Genomic DNA, 15665 nt, shown 5'->3' with positions numbered 1-15665 from the left:
GCCCCCGCAGGCCGACCGCCCCCCTAGAACCCGTGCGGCAGCCACGGCGCCACCGCGGACCCGAACCCCACCGCCGCCTCCGCGAGCGCCCCGCGCCGCACCTCCCGCACCCGCCCGGCCGCCGCCAGCCCCGCCAGCGGCACCCCGCCGAGATACGCCGCCCCCAGCTCCCGTACCGACAGCGCCAGCTCCGCGGGATCGGACGTCCGCTCGCACACCGCGCCCTTCACGTCCCCGCTCAGCCGCCACCGCCCGGCGTTCCAGGGGCAGAAGGCGTCCTCGACCTCCAGCACCACGTCCACCGGCGCCTGGTAGGTCCGCGCGGCCAGCGCCGCCCCGACGTCCACCAGCCGCACGTACAACGCGTCGCGCACCCGGGGCCGGCACCGCCGGATGTCGGAGACCAGGTACTGCCAGGCGTCGTCCACCGGCCGCCCCCGCACCGTCAGCGTGGACATCAGGTCGATGCCGAACAGGAACCGCCACAGCGCCGCGTCGGTCGCCGGGTCGAGCGCGGCCAGATCGTCCAGCGTCACCGTCCCGTCGTGCCCGCCGGGGCCCCAGCCGAGCTTGGTCCGGTAGCGGGCGTACCCGGTGACCTCGCCGTCCCGTTCGGCCACCACGCACTGCAGCGGCGACGCGCCGTCCCGCTCGCTCTCCGGGTCGGTCAGCGCCTGCCGCTCCCAGCCCGGCTGCCGGGCCAGCATCCCCGGCCGGGCCGGCACCAGGCGCGCGTACACCGCCTCGCACGCGTCGAGCACCTCGGCGGGCGCCGCGTACCGCAGACGTACGCCGTCCGTGCCGGCCGGGACGGACAGCCCCGCCCGGGTCGTGTCGATCTCGGCGTCGAGCTGGAAGGTCGCCGCGCCGTACCCGAACCGGCCGTAGATGGCGGGCTCGGAGGCGGTCAGCAGGGCCAGCGGCTCGCCCCAGGACCGTACGTCGTCCAACTGCCGCCGCATCAGCGAGGTCAGCACCCCGCGCCGCCGGTGCGTGGCGGCCACGCCGACCATCGTGACGCCGGCCGCCGGCACCAGGGAGCCGCCGGGCACGGTCAGCCGGAAGCCGAACGCCCCCGCCGACCCCACGCACGCCTCCCCGTCCCAGACGCCCAGGAAGCGGTCGAACTCGGTGAGGGAGCGGTCCAGCTCCCGCTCCTCCGGCGCCACCGTGCCGCCGAACGCGCGGATCAGGTGGTCGTGCCAGGTGTCCCACTCGTCCTGTCGCAGCACCCTCGTCACGGGCGCGGGTTCAGTCGCCATGCGCCCATGCCTACCAGGGCCGCACAGGGCGGGCGAACGAATTTCGCCCCGCCCGCAGCGCCCCGCCGTTCCATGGAGTTCACTGTGAAGTCCGGCCCCGGACGGGGGATAAGTCGGACCTCCCGTGCCAAGCGGCGGGTCCGCTGGATAGGGTCCCGAACTAATGGCAGCAGGACGACAGCGGCGCGCGGAAGCCGAGACGTTCACGGCCCGGTTGAAGATGCAGTGGCACCGGGCCCGCGTCGGCGTGCGCAGATCCGCCGTCGACTACTTCCGCGGCGACGGCTCGGACTGGATCGCGTTCGCCGGACTGCTGGTGACGGTGCCGCTGATCGCGGCGCTGACCCTCGTCGACTCCGTGTGGTTCTCGCCGGTCGCGCTGGTGCTGCCCATCGTCGCCGGCGGACTGCTGCTGCGCCCGGCCAGCCTGCTCGGCCTGTACGCGGCGGCGGCCACGGCGCTGATCGTGGAGTCGGTGCGGCTCGGCCCGTACACCGAGGGCCCCTCCCGGGTCACCCCCGGCGTGGTGCTGGTGGTCGCCGCCTGCGGCTTCTTCGGGCTGCTGATCGCCCAGTTCCGCAGCCGCGTCGGCGTGCCCTGGCGGCGCGGCGGCACCATGCTGTTCGACCTGCGCGAACGCATCCGGGTACAGAGCAAGCTCCCGCAACTGCCCAGCGGCTGGCACCACGAGATGGCGCTGCGCCCGGCCGGCGGCCAGTCCTTCTCCGGCGACTTCGTGGTCGCGGCCCGCACCAACGGTGGCCGCACCCTGGAAGTCGTCCTCACCGACGTGTCCGGCAAGGGCATGGACGCCGGCTCGCGGGCGCTGCTGCTGTCCGGGGCGTTCGGCGGACTGCTCGGCAGCCTGCCGCCGCACGCCTTCCTGCCGGCCGCCAACGGCTATCTGCTGCGCCAGGACTGGGAGGAGGGCTTCGCGACCTCCATCCACCTGGTCCTGGACCTGGACTCCGGCGACTACGAGCTGTACTCCGCGGGCCATCCGCCGGGCCTCCAGCTCAGCGCGGGCACCGGCCGCTGGGAGGAGAAGGCCGCCGAGGGCCCGCTCCTCGGGGTGTACGACGGCGCGCAGTTCGACTCGGTCAAGGGCTCGCTGCGGCCGGGCGACGTGCTGATGCTGTTCACCGACGGTCTGGTGGAGACGTCCGACCGGGACATCGCCGAGGGCATCGACCGCCTCACCGGCGAGGCCGACCGCTATGTCGCCGGCGGCTTCCACGGGGCGGCCTGGCATCTGATCGAGGCCGTCGCCAAGGACGTCAACGACGACCGGGCCCTGCTGCTGATCTGCCGTGAGGGCCCGACGGCCACGGCGCCCCACTGACACGCGGGCCCGACGGGCCACCGCGCCCCAGCGACCGGGACGTCCGCGCCCGGCCCGTCCGAGCGAGGGCGCCCGCCGGGGCTGCCCCCCCCCAGCGGGCGTCGCCGCTTCAGTGCACCGAAGCCGCCACCGGCACAGCCGCCGTCCCGGTCTCGGCGCCGTGACCATTGCCGAGCCCCTCGCCGCGCCCGCGCTCCCCGGCCGCCGCGGCGACGGCCTCGCGGCGGAAGGCCCACTCCATCCGCGGCTCCATCACGCCCCGGAACAGCCGCCGTACGGGCCCGGTGCACAGCAGGGTCATTCCGGCCGCCGCGACGCCGGTCACGAGCAGCGCGCCGGGCGTCCCGTGCAACCAGGCCGCGTCGAGCCAGCCCGCGTACAGGGCGGCCTTGATCAGGAAGCCGTGCAGCAGATAGCCGCACAGCGTGCCCGTGCCGAGCGCGGTGAACCAGGTACGCCGGCCCGGCACCCAGGCGAAGAAGCAGGCGGTCAGCACGACCGCGCCGGCGAACATCACCAGCACCATGACCGGCCCGGCCCACCAGGGCGCGCCCAGGTCCTGTGCGGCGCCGTTGCGGTAGACCCACGCCGAGGTCACCCGCGGCTCGCTCCACCACGCGAGCGCGAGGGCCGCCGCGAACACCGGCGCCGCCGCGATCCGCACCGAGCGGCGGCGCACCAGCCGGAAGTGCTCGGGCCGCAGGCACATCCCCAGTACGAAGCACGGCAGGAACTGCAGGACGCGCTGCAGCTCCAGGACGGCGCCCATCCCCGGGGTGAGGGAGGCGAGCGCGGCGAGACCGAGGGCGACCGGCAGCGGATGCCGCACCAGCCGCCACAGGGGCGCGGTCAGCCGCCAGACGAACAGGGCGCACAGGAACCAGGTGAGGTACCAGGGCGTGAGCAGACTGATGGCGTGGTCGCCGGAGTGACCGACATGAATACGAAAGAGTGAATACGCGGTCTCGAAGATGACGTACGGCACGGCGACTTGGGTGATCAGCCGCTTGAGCCGGTCCGGACGCGCGTCGACATCACGGGAGAAGAAGCCGGAGATGATGATGAACGCCGGCATGTGAAAGACGTAGACGACGTCGTACGCCGCCGACAGCTCGCGGTTGCCGTTCGCGATCGTCGCCCAGGAATGGCCGATGGCCACGAGCACGATCGCCAGGTACTTGGCATTGTCGAAGAACGGGTCGCGCCGTTTTCCGGGGCCGCCGCCGCTTTCGCGGGGTCTGTGCGGGGCGGGCATTCCGGAGGCCGGTGGCCGCACCGGGGGGAGGGGTGTTCTGTTCTGGCCGGGGGACGAGACAGCGTGGAACATCTGAGGCACCCTAGCGCCGCCTGGCGGGGCTGCCCGGAACACCGCCCGCCGATCCCCGCCCGGCACCGCGCATACCCGGTATTCGGCAGGGGAATTGTGACCGTCGCGTGAGGACGGACACACCGCGACCGGCGTCCGTGCACAACATCAACGCCCTCGATGTCCGGATTCATCACGACGAGTTGCGCCGTCCCGCACCGCCCGCGTCCCGTTATTCGAAATCCCTGCGAACGTGTTGTGCGGACCTCGAAACGAAAAGCGCCGGACCGCCGCCCGGGCGTGGCGCGCACGTACGCCGAATTCCCGTACGGCGCACCCCCGCAGAGGCGCGGACGGGCCGGGGCGGATGCGGTCCGGGACGTGAACCGGCGCCGATGATGCGTCAGCGCCCGCATAAGTGGGCCGGGTTGGTGGCACCATGGTTCCAGCGGGGGCGCGGGGCCGGCCCCCGGGCGGGAGTGCGTACCGACCGAGGGTGTGATCAGTTGTGGCCATTTCACTGTCCGTGGTGCTGCTGTTGGCGATCATCCTGGTGGTGTTGCTCCGAGGAGGCTCCATCAAGGCCGGTCCGGCCATCGTGGCCGTCCTGTTCGGCTTCTTCCTGGCCTCCACCGGCATGGCCCCGTCGATCAACCGCTTCATGAACTCGATAGCGGACACGATCAACCAGATCAGGTTCTGACCCACCCGCGCCCACCCCGACCCCGCAGCTTCCCGCCGCGGCCCGCCCGTCCGGCCACGAGCGGGCCGCGCCGTCCGGCCACGAGCGAGCCGAGCCGAGCCCGCGGAGCGACGCGGACGGCGGCGCGGCGCCGGGGACCGGATGCCCTCCGGTCCGGTCCCGGGGCCCCTGCCGGCCGGCGGGGCGTGCACGGTGGCCCGGGCGGGTCCCGCCCGGCAGGATCGACGCCATGGACTACCGACATGCCGTCGCCGCCGACGCCCGGGCCGTGGCCGACCTCTTCGCGGCCAACCACCACGACGCGCTCACGCCGCGGGAGCGCGCGGAACAGGGTTTCGTGCAGGGCGGGCTCGACGTCGACGCGGTGCGTTCGATGGCCGAGGACGGAAGCCTGCTCGTAGCGGACGACGACGGGCGCGTGGCGGGCCTGCTCGGTCTGGCCGCCCCGGAGAAGATCTCCAGCCCCCCCGCCGGTCCGGGCCCTGCTGGACGCGCGGGACTCCCTGCGGTGGCGCGGACGCCCCCTGAGTTCCGTCCCCTTCCTGCTCTACGGGCCCGTGGTCGTCGCCGCCGGTTATCGGGGGAGGGGAGTGGCCCGGGGACTGTTCGACGCGGCACTCCGGGCGGCCTCGGGCCGGGCCGAGGTGCTGGTCGCCTTCATCGAGCTGACCAACCAGGCGTCCTGGCGCGTCCACGTGGACGGCTTCGGCATGACGCCGCTCGGAGAGTTCACGCTCGGCGACCGCGCCTACGGAGTCGTCGCCTCGCCGGTCCGCCCGACGACGCCGCCCACCGCCTGAGCCTTGCCCCCACCCGACCCCGGAAAGCACTCAGGGCCGGGTCGGAGGAACGAACCTCCGACCCGGCCCTGAGCCGCACAGAGCGGGCGACGGGAATCGAACCCGCGTAGCCAGTTTGGAAGACCGCGTACGCGGGTTGTCGCCGAGCTGGGGAATTGCTGATCTGCTGTTTCCTGCGTCTCGGCCTGTGACTCCCCGTTGCTCCCCGCCCGCCCCTTGTCTGGCGGGCACGCCAAGGGCACGGTCTGCCGCTGCTACCCCAACCTGCTGACCAGGGGGGCGACCATCAGCAGCAGAGCTACCACCGTCGAAATCAGTTGCAGGATCTGCGTCGCTTTCGCGGTCTTGGTGTACGTGCAACTTTGCTCGACGGGCGTGCATGCGTGCATGTCGAGCGTGTTGGCGTGCATGTCGAGCGTGCACGCGTGCACGACGGGCTTGCACGCGTGCATGACGGGCTTGCATGCGTGCATGATGCCGCTGTAATGTCTCGTACCAACTAACGCATTGCATTGCCATGCGTTAGAGGGTCCGGTGGGCTGACCTTGGGGTTCCTTCTTCATGTTGCCTCCATGGCGTCTGTTGGCCACGCCTTAGCCGTAGTGCGCCTAACTTTGACGGGTTCGCGCATGCGGCTAGTTGGCGTTGCCTAGTTACAACTAGGCGGAATCGTAGCGCACATGGGTTGTGCTGTGCCCCACCATCTGTGAAAGCTGACGGCTCGCCACCAGCTCCGACCCACCACTCACCCCGGCTTCCATCCCGTCCGCCGTCGACCCACACACCGTGGAGCGGGCGTGGTTCAGGGCGTCCAGGTGGAGCGCGCCACTGTACGAACGACCTGGACGCCCTGGGCCGCGTCTGCTCGGCTCTGCCTGGGTCGACGGTGGTCGGGATGGAAGCACCCCACGCACGCCCTCTACGGACCCGCAGTCGGCGACGGCGCCCCCTCCATCCCGGTGCCGGCCGATCCCCCGCCGGAGGCATCGTTCTGACCGTGGCATGCGTACGGTGATCACCCATCGCCCCGGCCTCTCACGTGGGCGCGCGTTGGCGCAGCCCGCCGGAGCGGGCCGAAGGCAGGAGCGGCGGCGGAGCGGAGCCAGGAGCGCGCCCGGCGGAGCGGAGCGCAGCCGGGGCTTGATGAGGTAGAGAAACCTGTAACAGCTCATGGCCGATACGGGCCTTGGCGCTGCTCACGCCTCCGTGGTGGTCTGGGATCAGAGGGCACGCGCGAGGGGGCAGGGTGCAGCCGTTACCGGATGACTTGGCACGGAACAGGCCGGGCGACGCGGTGCGCCGCAAGATCCGGGAGTTGCAGCCGAACCCGGTGCTGAGACTGATCGACTGTCGGCGCCCCGGTTCGGATCTCCGTCATTGGACGGACGGGCTCGTCGGTGAACGTCTCACTGGACGGCAGTTGAGCAAGCTTCGCCGCCGTGGCTGGTTCGCCCTCCACGCCATCCAGTGGCCGAGCGGCGCGGACATCGATCACCTTGCCATCGGCCCCGCCGGCGTCTTCTCCATCAACTCCAAGCGGCACCGAGGGAAGACTGTCTGGTACGGCGACACTGCCGTCACGGTGAACGGCTCCCCGACCCGCCACATCGCGGTCAGTCACTCCGAAGCCCGGCGGATCTCGCGGACCTTGTCCGCCCGTTGTGGGGTCGAGGTTCCCGTCCGCCCCGTGATCTCCGTCGTGCACGCGGCAAAGCTCACGGTCAAGGGCGCGAACCCGCCGGTGCTCGTTCTGGCGGTCGAACACCTCGGCCGGGTCCTGTCGGGGCTGTCGCCTACGCTCCCGCCTGACCAGGTCGCGCACATCTACAGCGTGGCGCGGGATGCCCGGACCTGGATCGGCTGATCAGGCGTCGAAGTCATACTCCAGCACGTAGGCGGCGGAGTCGAGAGTCATCTCGTTCACCTCGACCGGGCGCCCCTCGTCGGCGAACGCCGTGCGGCAAATCAGGATCACGGGCGTACCCATGGAGAGCTGGAGGCGGCTTGCCTCCTCCTGCGACGGCATCCGGGACCGGATCTCCTCGCGGAAGTGCACAGGCTTGTAGCCAAGCTCGGCCAGCCGTGCGTACGTCCCGCCGGGGCCGGTGTCCTCCTGGGTGATTGCCGAACCCGCTACCAGATCCGCCGGCAGGTAGGACGTGGACAGCAGGACGGGCTTGTCGTCCAAGACGAAGCGGCGACTGCGTACGCACACTGCGGCATCGGATTCGATGTCGAGGACCTGACTGATCCGTTCGGGTGATGCCGCCTCGTAGACCTGCACCTGGTCGACCACCAAGGTGCGGTCCTCGATGTCCGCCGACCAGATGGACCGTCCCGAACCCCACTGATCGCGGGACAACCGCTGAATGCCTCGCCGCCTGAGCGGCTTGAAGGCGCGGACGAACACGCCGGCGCCCTTGCGGGACTCGGCAAGACCCTCGTTCTGGAGCACACCGAGCGCCTGCCGGGCAGTCATGCGGGCCACCTCGTACGTGGCCATGAGGTCGTTCTCTCCTGGTAGCCGATCACCGGGGCCGTACTCGCCGGCCTGGATCGCTTCCCTCAGCTCCTCCGCGATCCGCTGGTACTTCGGCTGGCGTCCGCTGCCCTGGGTGGCCATGTGATCCCTCCTCTCTTCTCTAGACACCTTTATCGATTATGTCGGCCGACACAACTCACAGCTCGCCCCGGTAGCCAAGCCGAAACATCTCTAGAGACGTGTTGACATCTCTAGAGATGCGCTGTTCCATGGAGTCATCTCTAGAGAGGTTGCTCACAAGGGAGCGGCCTCAGGGATGAGGGGACAGCTATGCCGTCGTTCAAGATCGACCTTTCGACCGCTGTGGTGTTCGTGGCGACCGCGCCGACGCCGAAGCTGGCCAACGCGAAGACGGGTGAGCGTGCGATGGACCGGGAGACCGGGGCGCCGCTGTCGACGGTGGGCCTACTGATCTCGGACGAGGGGGAGGGCAACCTCTACCAGGTCACCATTCCGGAGACGGGCTTCCCGGAGGGTCTGGCGCCGGGCATGCCGGTGAAGGTCGTGGGCCTCAAGGCGCGGGACTGGGAGAATGAGTTCAACGGGCAGAAGCGGCACGGCATCGCGTTCCGCGCGGTCGCGATCACTGCGGCGGCCTGACCATGAGTGACCTGGCCATGGTGCTGGAGACCACGGGAGCCCTCGCGGGGGCCGGCGGTCTCGGATATGCGAAGGTCCGCGCGCCGCGCGTGTACTGGTCGCTGGTCGGACTGCCGGTCACCTGGGGCCGGTTCACGATCACCTACCGGTCCACGATGGACGTGTGCGGGCTGACCGTGCAGCCCTCCCGCGTGCGGGCGTTCCTGACACGGAACGTGGCCCGGCGTGAGGTGCTGCCGGTCCCGCCGAAGATCCGCCGGGTGCAGGGCACGTCGACGGGGATGCGGGTGACGCTGCGGCTTCCCGCCGGCCTGGAACCGGCCGACCTGGTGGCCGCCTCGGAGCGGCTGCGGCACGCCTGGGGCGTCCACTCCGTCACGATCGCCGAGACCAAGCCGGGATACGTGCAGCTCCGCATGACCGGCTATGACGTGCTGCGCCGCGTCCGGATGCCCCGCACGGCTCGCCCGGAGGGTCTGGCCGTTCCGGTGGCGCTGCGCGAGGACGGGACCGCGTTCGTCCGCGACTACCGCAAGGTGCCCATGGCACTGACGCTGGGCGCGAACAACTCGGGCAAGTCCGTCTACCAACGCAACCTGATCAAGGGTCTGGCCGCGCTGCCGGTGGCGCTGGTCGGGATCGACTGCAAGCGCGGCGTGGAGCAGTCCGCCTACGCGCCCCGTCTGTCGGCCCTGGTCACCACCCCCGACGAAGCCGCCGCCCTGCTGGACGTGCTGGTCGGGGAGATGGGCGAGCGGTTCGACCTGCTGAGTGCGCACGGCGTCTCGGACATGTGGGACCTGTCCGAACGGTTACGGCCGGTGCCAGTGGTCGTCCTGGTGGACGAGGTGGCGGAACTGTTCCTGATCTCCTCCAAGAAGGACGAGGAACGCCGGGAGCGGATCGTCACCGCGTTGATCCGGCTCGCGCAGATGGCCCGCGCGGTCGGGATCTACCTGGAGGTGTGCGGGCAGCGCTTCGGCTCCGAGCTGGGCAGGGGCGCGACCATGCTCCGCGCCCAGCTCACCGGCCGCGTTGTGCACCGGGTCAACGACAAGCAGACCGCCGAGATGGGGCTCGCCGACATAGCCCCGGACGCGGTCATGGCCGCCGGCCTGATCCCGGCGGAGCGTCCCGGAACGGCGGTCGCCGCCGACTCCTCCGGGGGCTGGACGAAGATCCGCACCCCGCACACCTCCCGCGCGGAGGCAGCGGCGCTCTGCCGCCGGTACGCCCACCTCGTCCCCGACCTTCCCGCGCTCGCCCCGTTCCGCCCGCTCGTGCCCGCGGACGCACCGGTCGCCGGTCCGTCGCTGGTCAAGCCGCTGCCGGTCACGGACTGAAAGGGGGGACACGTCATGGCCACGCGTAAGAACGCCAAGCCGAAGCCGGTGCCCTGCCCCGACTGCGACGGCAAGGGCGAGACCAGCGAAACCGTCCGCGTCGGCGCCCGGAAGGGCCGCGTCACCGATGATCGGCAAGCCGCCCTGTGCCTGGCCTGCCTGGGCACCGGCGAAGCACCTGCGGACGGGGCGTGATCGCCGTGAACCGCTCGATCCGCCCTGATGCCGTCCTGATCCAAGCCGTGATCGCCGGGGCGTTGTCCTTCGCCCACCTGCACGACCTCGCGGCGGCGGCCGGACAATCCGGATGGAAGGCGTGGGCCTACCCGGTCTCCGTAGACCTGCTGCTGGTCGCCGCCTGGCGTCGGCTCCGCGCCGGCCGGGACCGCTCCTCCTGGACCTGGTTCACCATCGCGCTCACCGCCTCACTCGGCGCGAACGTCGCCACCGCCGGTCTCCTCGACCTGCACGACGTGCCGGCCTGGCTGCGCATCCTGGTCGCCGGGTGGCCCGCCCTCGCCTTCCTCGGCGGAACCCTCCTCGTCCACACCCCCGGACCCGCCCCGGCTGCCTCGGCCGCGTCCGAGCCGGAGCAGGATGAGACAGACGAGGAACCGGCGCCGGAAGTCGAGATGCACCGCACCGACACCCTCGAACCGGCGGCCCCGGCTCCCGTCCCGGCGGCGGAACTGACTGCGGCACCGCCCAAGCCGCCCGCCGACACCCCGGCCGTTCCGCCGGCGCTGCTCGACCACGCCCGCTCGATCGCCGATGCGCACCGCCGCGACACGGGCGAGCCGATCACCGCCGACGCGCTCACCGCCCGGCTCGGCCTGCCCGCCCCCACCTGCGAAGCCATCGCCGCTCAACTCCAACTCACCTGATCAGAAACGGAGTCCGCCGTGCGTCCGAACCGCTTCTACAACGTGATCCGCATCGGCCCGGTCAAGGTCGGCACCTACAACAACGGCCGTGGCCAGACCCGGCACACCGCCGCCTGCACCGCCCCCGGCTGCGGCTTCTCCACCGACCACCGCGACCGCTCCGCCGCCGAACTGGCCGCCCGCACCCACCGCTGCACCGCCTGACAGAAGGAGAAGATCCCGTGTTCACCCCGAAGTACCCGCCCCCGGACACCGCGCCCGCCGTTCCGGTCCCGGCCTCCACGACCGACCACGCCCCGGCCCCGGTCCCCGCCTCTGCCCCGGTCCCGGTGGCCCCGGCCTCGAACCGGCCCACCGTCCAGCTCACCCCCGGTACCGCGCTCGCCCTCGTCGGCGGCGGCACCGCCGTGGTTTTGGTCGTCGGCGCGGTCCTGGTCTCCCTGCTCCTCGCGGTCGCGATCACCGGCGTCTCGGTCGCCGTGTGCGCGGTCGTCCTGCGCTCGCTCGCCAAGGACCTGCACAAGCACCGCTGAACGGCCCCCGGAGCGGCCTCGGTCGCCAAACTTCCGCCGCTCCGGGCGCCTGGACCCCTCATCAGATCCAACGGACCCGAAAGGGAAGCCCCATCATGCCCCAGCACGCCAAGACCGCGCGCGTCTGCCGCGACTGCGACGGCTTCGCCGCCGTCGCCATCACCACCGGCACCCACCACCGCGACGGCACCCGCGCCACCCTCCGCGTCACCTGCCCGACCTGCCAGGGCACCGGCTGCGTCCCCGCCGCCGGCCTCGCCCACGCCGGGCGGTGACCGCCGTGGCCCTCCTCGACTGGCGCTCGCCCGAGCACTTCGACCACAGCGGCGACAAGCCCTGCGTCCTGTGCACCAAGCCCACCCCGCTGCGCTCCGACACCGGCAAGCCCGTCCACAAGGTGTGCGCCGAAGCGTGGACCGACGCCCACCCCGCCAAGGAGGACGACCGGTGAACACCGCCCTCCCCAACGGCCTGCGGGTGCTCGACCTGTTCTGCTGCCAGGGCGGTGCGAGCATGGGCTACCACCTCGCCGGCTTCGACGTGACCGGCGTCGACCTCGTCCCGCAGCCCCGCTACCCCTTCGCCTTCATCCAGGCCGACGCCATCGAGTACGTGCGCGAGCACGGCGCCGGGTTCGACTTCATCCACGCCTCGCCGCCGTGCCAGCGCTACACCCTCGCCCAGCGCATCCAGCACCGCGACCACCCCGACCTCATCGCCCCGGTCCGGGCCGCACTGCAAGCCACCGGACGGCCCTGGGCCATCGAGAACGTGGAAGAAGCCGCCCCCGAACTGCGCAACCCGGTCACCCTGTGCGCGGCCGTGTTCGGGATGCGCACCTACCGGCACCGCCTCTTCGAGACCGGCGGCGGCTTCACCTTCACCCCGCCCCGCCACCGCCGCCACACCGCGCCTCTGACCAAGATGGGCCGCCCCCGTGCCGCCGGAACCTTCGCCCATTACGTCGGCAACTTCTCCGGCGTCCAGGAAGCCCGCACCGACCTGCGCGTCCCGTGGATGAACCGCGACGGCATCCGCGAGTGCATCCCGCCCGCCTACACCGAACACATCGGCCACGCCCTGTACGCCTCCCTGCTGGGGGTCGCCGCGTGACCGACACCGCCACCACGGCGGGCCTGGACCCGGCCACCCTCAACGATCTGCTGAGGCTGGCCGGGTCCCCCGGCTTCGACCGTATCCAGGACCAGATCCGCCGCACGGGCGGATGCACCGACCCGATCCGCCTCCAGGGCTCCACCGTCACCCGCGACGCGATCACCGGGCACGTCCTGCACTCCTACTCGACCGACACCGAACCCGGCGGCGTTCTGCGACTCGCGTGCGGCAACCGGCGGGCCTCCCGCTGCCCCGCCTGCGCCTGGACCTACGCCGGCGACACCTACCACCTCATCCGCGCCGGCCTCGTCGGCGACCCCGCCAAAGGCACCCCCGGCACCATCCGGGACCACCCGCGGGTCTTCGCCACCCTCACCGCCCCGTCGTTCGGCCCGGTCCACAACCGGCCCGGCAACCGGCCCTGCCGCTGCGGCACCCGCCACCCCGAAGACGCACCCGAGCTGGGGACTCCGCTCGACCCCGACAGCTACGACTACGCGGGCGCGGTGCTGTGGAACAACCACGCCTCCGACCTGTGGCGCTACTTCACGATCTACCTGCGCCGCGAGATCGCCAAGCGCGCCGGCCTCACCCAGAAGGCCGCCCGGGAACAGTCGCGGGTCTCCTTCGGCAAGGTCGCCGAGTACCAGAAACGCGGAGCCGTCCACTTCCACGCCGTCATCCGCTTCGACGGCCCCGAGGGACCCGTCAGCCCCCCGCCGGCCTGGGCCACCCTCGACCTGCTCACCGACTCGATCCACGCCGCTGCCGCCCGCGTCGCGGTCGACGTGCCCCCGGCCGGTGACCAGCCAGCCCGCAACCTGCGGTGGGGCACCCAGCTCGACGTACGCCCGATCCGCGCCTTCGGCGACAGCTCCGAGATCACCGAACAGGCTGTGGCCTCCTACGTCGCCAAGTACGCCACCAAAGCCGCCGAGACCACCGGCACCGTAGACCGCCGCATCGGCAACAAAGAGGCCTTGGCCCTGCTCGAGGTGCCCGACCACCCGGCCCGGCTCATCGCCGCGTGCCTCGACCTGCACCCGCTCTACCCGGACCGGAAGTTACGGGACTGGGCGCACATGCTCGGCTTCCGCGGCCACTTCTCCACCAAGTCCCGCCGCTACTCCACCACCCTCGGCGCCCTGCGCCAGACCCGCGCCGACTACCGCGCCGCACAGCAACGCGAAGCCCTCGGCCTGCCCGACCCGGACGACGAGGAAGCGACCACCCTCACCCTCGCCCACTGGGTCTATGCCGGCCACGGCCACACCCCCGGCGAATCCTGGCTCGCTGCCAACACCCGCAGAGAGATCCAACTCAACCGCGAAACCGCCCGCGAAGAACTCGCGGACCCGCGTCACCAGGGAGGGGACGACCATGAATGAGCGGTACCTCAGCGTTGATCAGGTTGCCGAGATCCTCGGCACCACCGTCCGCTTTCCGCGGCGTCTGATCGAGGAACGGCGGATCACGTACGTCAAGGTCGGGCGGCACGTCCGCATCCCGGAGAGCGCCGTACGGGACTTCATCTCCGCCAACACGGTGGAGCCGCGCCGGCGGGCTGCTCGCCTTCGGGGGGTGGCTGCCTGATGGCCGGCAAGCGCCGACAGTTCGGCCGGGTCCGCAAGCTTCCGTCCGGCCGGTACCAGGCTCGCTACCGTGGCCCGGACGGTGTCGACCGCCCGGCCCCGGAGACGTTCCGCACCAAGCGCGAGGCGGATGACTGGCTGGCCGACCGGCAGTCCGAGCTGCGACAAAGGGACTGGCGTGACCCCGACGCCGGGAACGTGCCCTTCGGGGACTACGCGGCTGCCTGGGTGAAGGAACGACCGCTCGCGCCCCGGACGGCCGAGCTGTACGCCTCGCTGCTCCGCCTGCACCTGGCGCCCACCTTCGGAGCGATGGCGCTCGCCGACATCACCCCGGCCGCCGTACGGACCTGGCGCCGGGCGCGCCTCGATGCCGGCGTCGGCCCGTCCACGGTCGCCAAGGCGTACGCCCTGCTCCGCACGGTCATGGGGACCGCCGTCCAAGACGACCTGATCCGCCGCAACCCGTGCCAGATCAAGAACGGCGGCACCGTGGTCACCCCGGAGCGGCCCACGGCGAGCATCCCCGAGGTCTTCGCGATCGCGGACAGGATTCAGCCCCGGTACAAGGTGCTCGTCCTGCTCGCCGCGTTCTGCGGGCTGCGCTGGGGTGAGCTGGTCGCGCTGCACCGGTCCGACATCGACCTTGAGCACGGCATGATCCGGGTGCGCGGCGCTGTCTCCGAACTCACCAGCGGCCAGCGGGTCTACAAGGCGCCCAAGAGCGCGGCCGGTAAGCGGTTGGTCGCCGTGCCGGCCTCGGTGCTGCCGCTGCTCATCACCCACATGAAGGTGTTCGCGGAAAGCGGCGCTGACGGTCGCGTGTTCGTCGGGGCGAAGAAGGCCACGCCGCGCCGGAACCACTTCAACCGGCTGTGGCACAAGGCCTGCGCCGACGCCGGCGTGAAGGGGCTGCGGTTCCATGATCTTCGGCACACCGGCAACACCCTCGCCTCGCGCACGAACGCCAGCACCAAGGAATTGATGGCTCGCCTCGGCCACAGCACGGCCCGCGCGGCGCTGATCTACCAGCACGCCAACTACGACCGGGAACGGGAGATCGCCGACGCCGTAGACGAGATGATCGTCAAGGCGTTCAAGCGGGGCGCCGGGCGGAACGGGCACGTGGCGGGCACGGACGACTGATCCGGCCCATAGAACGACTCAGGCCCAGGGAGCGGGAAACACCCCCTCACCTGGGCCTGAGTCATGCAGAGCGGGCGACGGGAATCGAACCCGCGTAGCCAGTTTGGAAGACTGGGGCTCTACCATTGAGCTACGCCCGCACACACAGCGCGCCGCTGGTCGGGTGACCGCGGCACACAAGGCATCGTAGCGGGTCGTACGCGCTCACCGCACACCCCTTCACCCGCACCGGCTCACCTGCCCCGCCCGGCACCGCCTCTCCCGCCCCGCCGGACACCGGCTCCCCTGCACCGCCGGGCCCCGGCTCACCTGCCCCGCCGGGCCCCGCCTCTCCCGCGCCGCCAGGCACCGCCTCTCCTGCCCCGCCGGGCACCGGCTCACCCGCACCACCGGGCACCGCTTCCCCCCCCCCCCCCCCCCCCCCCCCCCCCCCCCCCCCCCCCCCCCCCCCCCCCCCCCCCCCCCCCCCCCCCCCCCCCCCCCCCCCCCCCCCCCC

At 71.8% G+C, this 15665-nt stretch carries 20 protein-coding genes and 1 tRNA gene; 16 read left to right on the top strand and 5 right to left on the bottom strand.

The genetic code is table 11. The annotated features are described in order from the left end of the window. Positions 1-23: 23 nt before the first annotated feature. The gene (locus K7787_RS30415; RefSeq protein ID WP_164389272.1) at positions 24-1262 is read right to left on the bottom strand and encodes a GNAT family N-acetyltransferase; all 1239 of its coding nucleotides are present in this window, start codon (positions 1260-1262) and stop codon (positions 24-26) included. Between the two features lie 163 nt (positions 1263-1425). On the opposite strand from K7787_RS30415, the gene K7787_RS30410 reads away from it, so the two are divergent. Beyond that, on the top strand, positions 1426-2604 hold the full coding sequence (locus K7787_RS30410) for a PP2C family protein-serine/threonine phosphatase (RefSeq protein ID WP_009188612.1): 1179 nt from the start codon (positions 1426-1428) through the stop codon (positions 2602-2604). Positions 2605-2713: 109 nt separating this feature from the next. Here K7787_RS30410 and K7787_RS30405 read toward each other — a convergent pair whose 3' ends face one another. Then, entirely contained in the window at positions 2714-3931 is a 1218-nt protein-coding gene (locus K7787_RS30405) for an acyltransferase family protein (protein WP_372456709.1), read from the bottom strand. 487 nt (positions 3932-4418) lie between these two features. Here K7787_RS30405 and K7787_RS30400 point away from each other — a divergent pair, with 487 nt between their 5' ends. Both K7787_RS30400 and K7787_RS32025 read left to right on the top strand, forming a co-directional pair. Continuing rightward, positions 4419-4613 (top strand): hypothetical protein, encoded by a 195-nt coding sequence (locus K7787_RS30400; RefSeq protein WP_009188610.1) that lies wholly within the window; start codon positions 4419-4421, stop codon positions 4611-4613. A 590-nt stretch (positions 4614-5203) separates the two neighbouring features. Next, positions 5204-5413 carry a hypothetical protein gene (locus tag K7787_RS32025; RefSeq protein ID WP_308036502.1) on the top strand — a complete coding sequence of 70 codons (210 nt, stop codon included), beginning with the start codon at positions 5204-5206 and terminating at the stop codon, positions 5411-5413. Positions 5414-5667: 254 nt separating this feature from the next. Here K7787_RS32025 and K7787_RS30390 read toward each other — a convergent pair whose 3' ends face one another. Further along, on the bottom strand, positions 5668-5976 hold the full coding sequence (locus K7787_RS30390; RefSeq protein ID WP_223003612.1) for a hypothetical protein: 309 nt from the start codon (positions 5974-5976) through the stop codon (positions 5668-5670). 731 nt (positions 5977-6707) lie between these two features. Between K7787_RS30390 and K7787_RS30385 the strand changes: the two genes are divergently transcribed. Continuing rightward, positions 6708-7277, top strand: a complete 570-nt coding sequence (locus K7787_RS30385; RefSeq protein ID WP_308036501.1) for a nuclease-related domain-containing protein — start codon at positions 6708-6710, stop codon at positions 7275-7277. Here the strand turns inward: K7787_RS30385 and K7787_RS30380 are convergent, their stop codons facing one another. Then, the gene (locus K7787_RS30380) at positions 7278-8036 is read right to left on the bottom strand and encodes a GntR family transcriptional regulator (protein ID WP_223003611.1); all 759 of its coding nucleotides are present in this window, start codon (positions 8034-8036) and stop codon (positions 7278-7280) included. It abuts the gene before it with no gap. Between the two features lie 189 nt (positions 8037-8225). On the opposite strand from K7787_RS30380, the gene K7787_RS30375 reads away from it, so the two are divergent. From K7787_RS30375 to K7787_RS30320, 12 genes are all read left to right on the top strand, one after another. Further along, positions 8226-8555: an SCO3933 family regulatory protein gene (locus K7787_RS30375; RefSeq protein WP_223003610.1), complete on the top strand. Its 330-nt coding sequence runs from the start codon at positions 8226-8228 to the stop codon at positions 8553-8555. A 2-nt stretch (positions 8556-8557) separates the two neighbouring features. Then, a complete protein-coding gene (locus K7787_RS30370) occupies positions 8558-9898 on the top strand; it encodes an FtsK/SpoIIIE domain-containing protein (protein WP_223003609.1) in 1341 nt (446 codons plus the stop codon). 15 nt (positions 9899-9913) lie between these two features. Beyond that, positions 9914-10093: a hypothetical protein gene (locus K7787_RS30365; protein ID WP_223003608.1), complete on the top strand. Its 180-nt coding sequence runs from the start codon at positions 9914-9916 to the stop codon at positions 10091-10093. 5 nt (positions 10094-10098) lie between these two features. Next, a complete protein-coding gene (locus tag K7787_RS30360; RefSeq protein ID WP_223003613.1) occupies positions 10099-10782 on the top strand; it encodes a DUF2637 domain-containing protein in 684 nt (227 codons plus the stop codon). Between the two features lie 18 nt (positions 10783-10800). After that, complete coding sequence (locus tag K7787_RS30355) at positions 10801-10986, top strand: mobile element transfer protein (protein ID WP_164329340.1); 186 nt, start codon at positions 10801-10803, stop codon at positions 10984-10986. 17 nt (positions 10987-11003) lie between these two features. Then, the gene (locus K7787_RS30350) at positions 11004-11315 is read left to right on the top strand and encodes a SpdD protein (RefSeq protein ID WP_223003607.1); all 312 of its coding nucleotides are present in this window, start codon (positions 11004-11006) and stop codon (positions 11313-11315) included. Positions 11316-11410: 95 nt separating this feature from the next. Beyond that, entirely contained in the window at positions 11411-11590 is a 180-nt protein-coding gene (locus K7787_RS30345; RefSeq protein WP_223003606.1) for a TMEM106 family protein, read from the top strand. Between the two features lie 5 nt (positions 11591-11595). After that, the gene (locus tag K7787_RS30340) at positions 11596-11766 is read left to right on the top strand and encodes a hypothetical protein (protein WP_223003605.1); all 171 of its coding nucleotides are present in this window, start codon (positions 11596-11598) and stop codon (positions 11764-11766) included. Then, complete coding sequence (locus tag K7787_RS30335; protein WP_223003604.1) at positions 11763-12428, top strand: class I SAM-dependent methyltransferase; 666 nt, start codon at positions 11763-11765, stop codon at positions 12426-12428. Before K7787_RS30340 ends, K7787_RS30335 begins: the two co-directional genes overlap by 4 nt. After that, positions 12425-13819 (top strand): replication initiator protein RepSA, encoded by a 1395-nt coding sequence (gene repSA, locus K7787_RS30330; protein WP_223003603.1) that lies wholly within the window; start codon positions 12425-12427, stop codon positions 13817-13819. Before K7787_RS30335 ends, repSA begins: the two co-directional genes overlap by 4 nt. Then, positions 13812-14024: an excisionase family DNA-binding protein gene (locus tag K7787_RS30325; protein WP_164389249.1), complete on the top strand. Its 213-nt coding sequence runs from the start codon at positions 13812-13814 to the stop codon at positions 14022-14024. The genes repSA and K7787_RS30325 overlap by 8 nt, the downstream gene beginning before the upstream one ends. Next, positions 14024-15169: a tyrosine-type recombinase/integrase gene (locus K7787_RS30320; RefSeq protein WP_223003602.1), complete on the top strand. Its 1146-nt coding sequence runs from the start codon at positions 14024-14026 to the stop codon at positions 15167-15169. Before K7787_RS30325 ends, K7787_RS30320 begins: the two co-directional genes overlap by 1 nt. Before the next feature lie 69 nt (positions 15170-15238). Here K7787_RS30320 and K7787_RS30315 read toward each other — a convergent pair. Beyond that, positions 15239-15309: transfer RNA gene (locus K7787_RS30315), tRNA-Gly, on the bottom strand. Positions 15310-15665 lie beyond the last annotated feature (356 nt).

It is taken from the genome of Streptomyces sennicomposti (assembly GCF_019890635.1).
In the GTDB taxonomy this organism is placed as follows: Bacteria; Actinomycetota; Actinomycetes; order Streptomycetales; family Streptomycetaceae; genus Streptomyces; species Streptomyces sennicomposti.
The sequence above is the reverse complement of the archived record's forward strand: the minus strand, read 5'-3'. Positions and strand labels throughout refer to the sequence as shown.

What these genes read in the sequence shown, in the direction of transcription:
- K7787_RS30415 (WP_164389272.1), bottom strand. Translation starts at nt 1,262, where the DNA reads ATGGCGACTGAACCCGCGCCCGTGACGAGGGTGCTGCGACAGGACGAG.
- K7787_RS30410 (WP_009188612.1), top strand. Translation starts at nt 1,426, where the DNA reads ATGGCAGCAGGACGACAGCGGCGCGCGGAAGCCGAGACGTTCACGGCC.
- K7787_RS30405 (WP_372456709.1), bottom strand. Translation starts at nt 3,931, where the DNA reads ATGTTCCACGCTGTCTCGTCCCCCGGCCAGAACAGAACACCCCTCCCC.
- K7787_RS30390 (WP_223003612.1), bottom strand. Translation starts at nt 5,976, where the DNA reads ATGAAGAAGGAACCCCAAGGTCAGCCCACCGGACCCTCTAACGCATGG.
- K7787_RS30380 (WP_223003611.1), bottom strand. Translation starts at nt 8,036, where the DNA reads ATGGCCACCCAGGGCAGCGGACGCCAGCCGAAGTACCAGCGGATCGCG.
- K7787_RS30375 (WP_223003610.1), top strand. Translation starts at nt 8,226, where the DNA reads ATGCCGTCGTTCAAGATCGACCTTTCGACCGCTGTGGTGTTCGTGGCG.
- K7787_RS30370 (WP_223003609.1), top strand. Translation starts at nt 8,558, where the DNA reads ATGAGTGACCTGGCCATGGTGCTGGAGACCACGGGAGCCCTCGCGGGG.
- K7787_RS30365 (WP_223003608.1), top strand. Translation starts at nt 9,914, where the DNA reads ATGGCCACGCGTAAGAACGCCAAGCCGAAGCCGGTGCCCTGCCCCGAC.
- K7787_RS30345 (WP_223003606.1), top strand. Translation starts at nt 11,411, where the DNA reads ATGCCCCAGCACGCCAAGACCGCGCGCGTCTGCCGCGACTGCGACGGC.
- K7787_RS30325 (WP_164389249.1), top strand. Translation starts at nt 13,812, where the DNA reads ATGAATGAGCGGTACCTCAGCGTTGATCAGGTTGCCGAGATCCTCGGC.
- K7787_RS30320 (WP_223003602.1), top strand. Translation starts at nt 14,024, where the DNA reads ATGGCCGGCAAGCGCCGACAGTTCGGCCGGGTCCGCAAGCTTCCGTCC.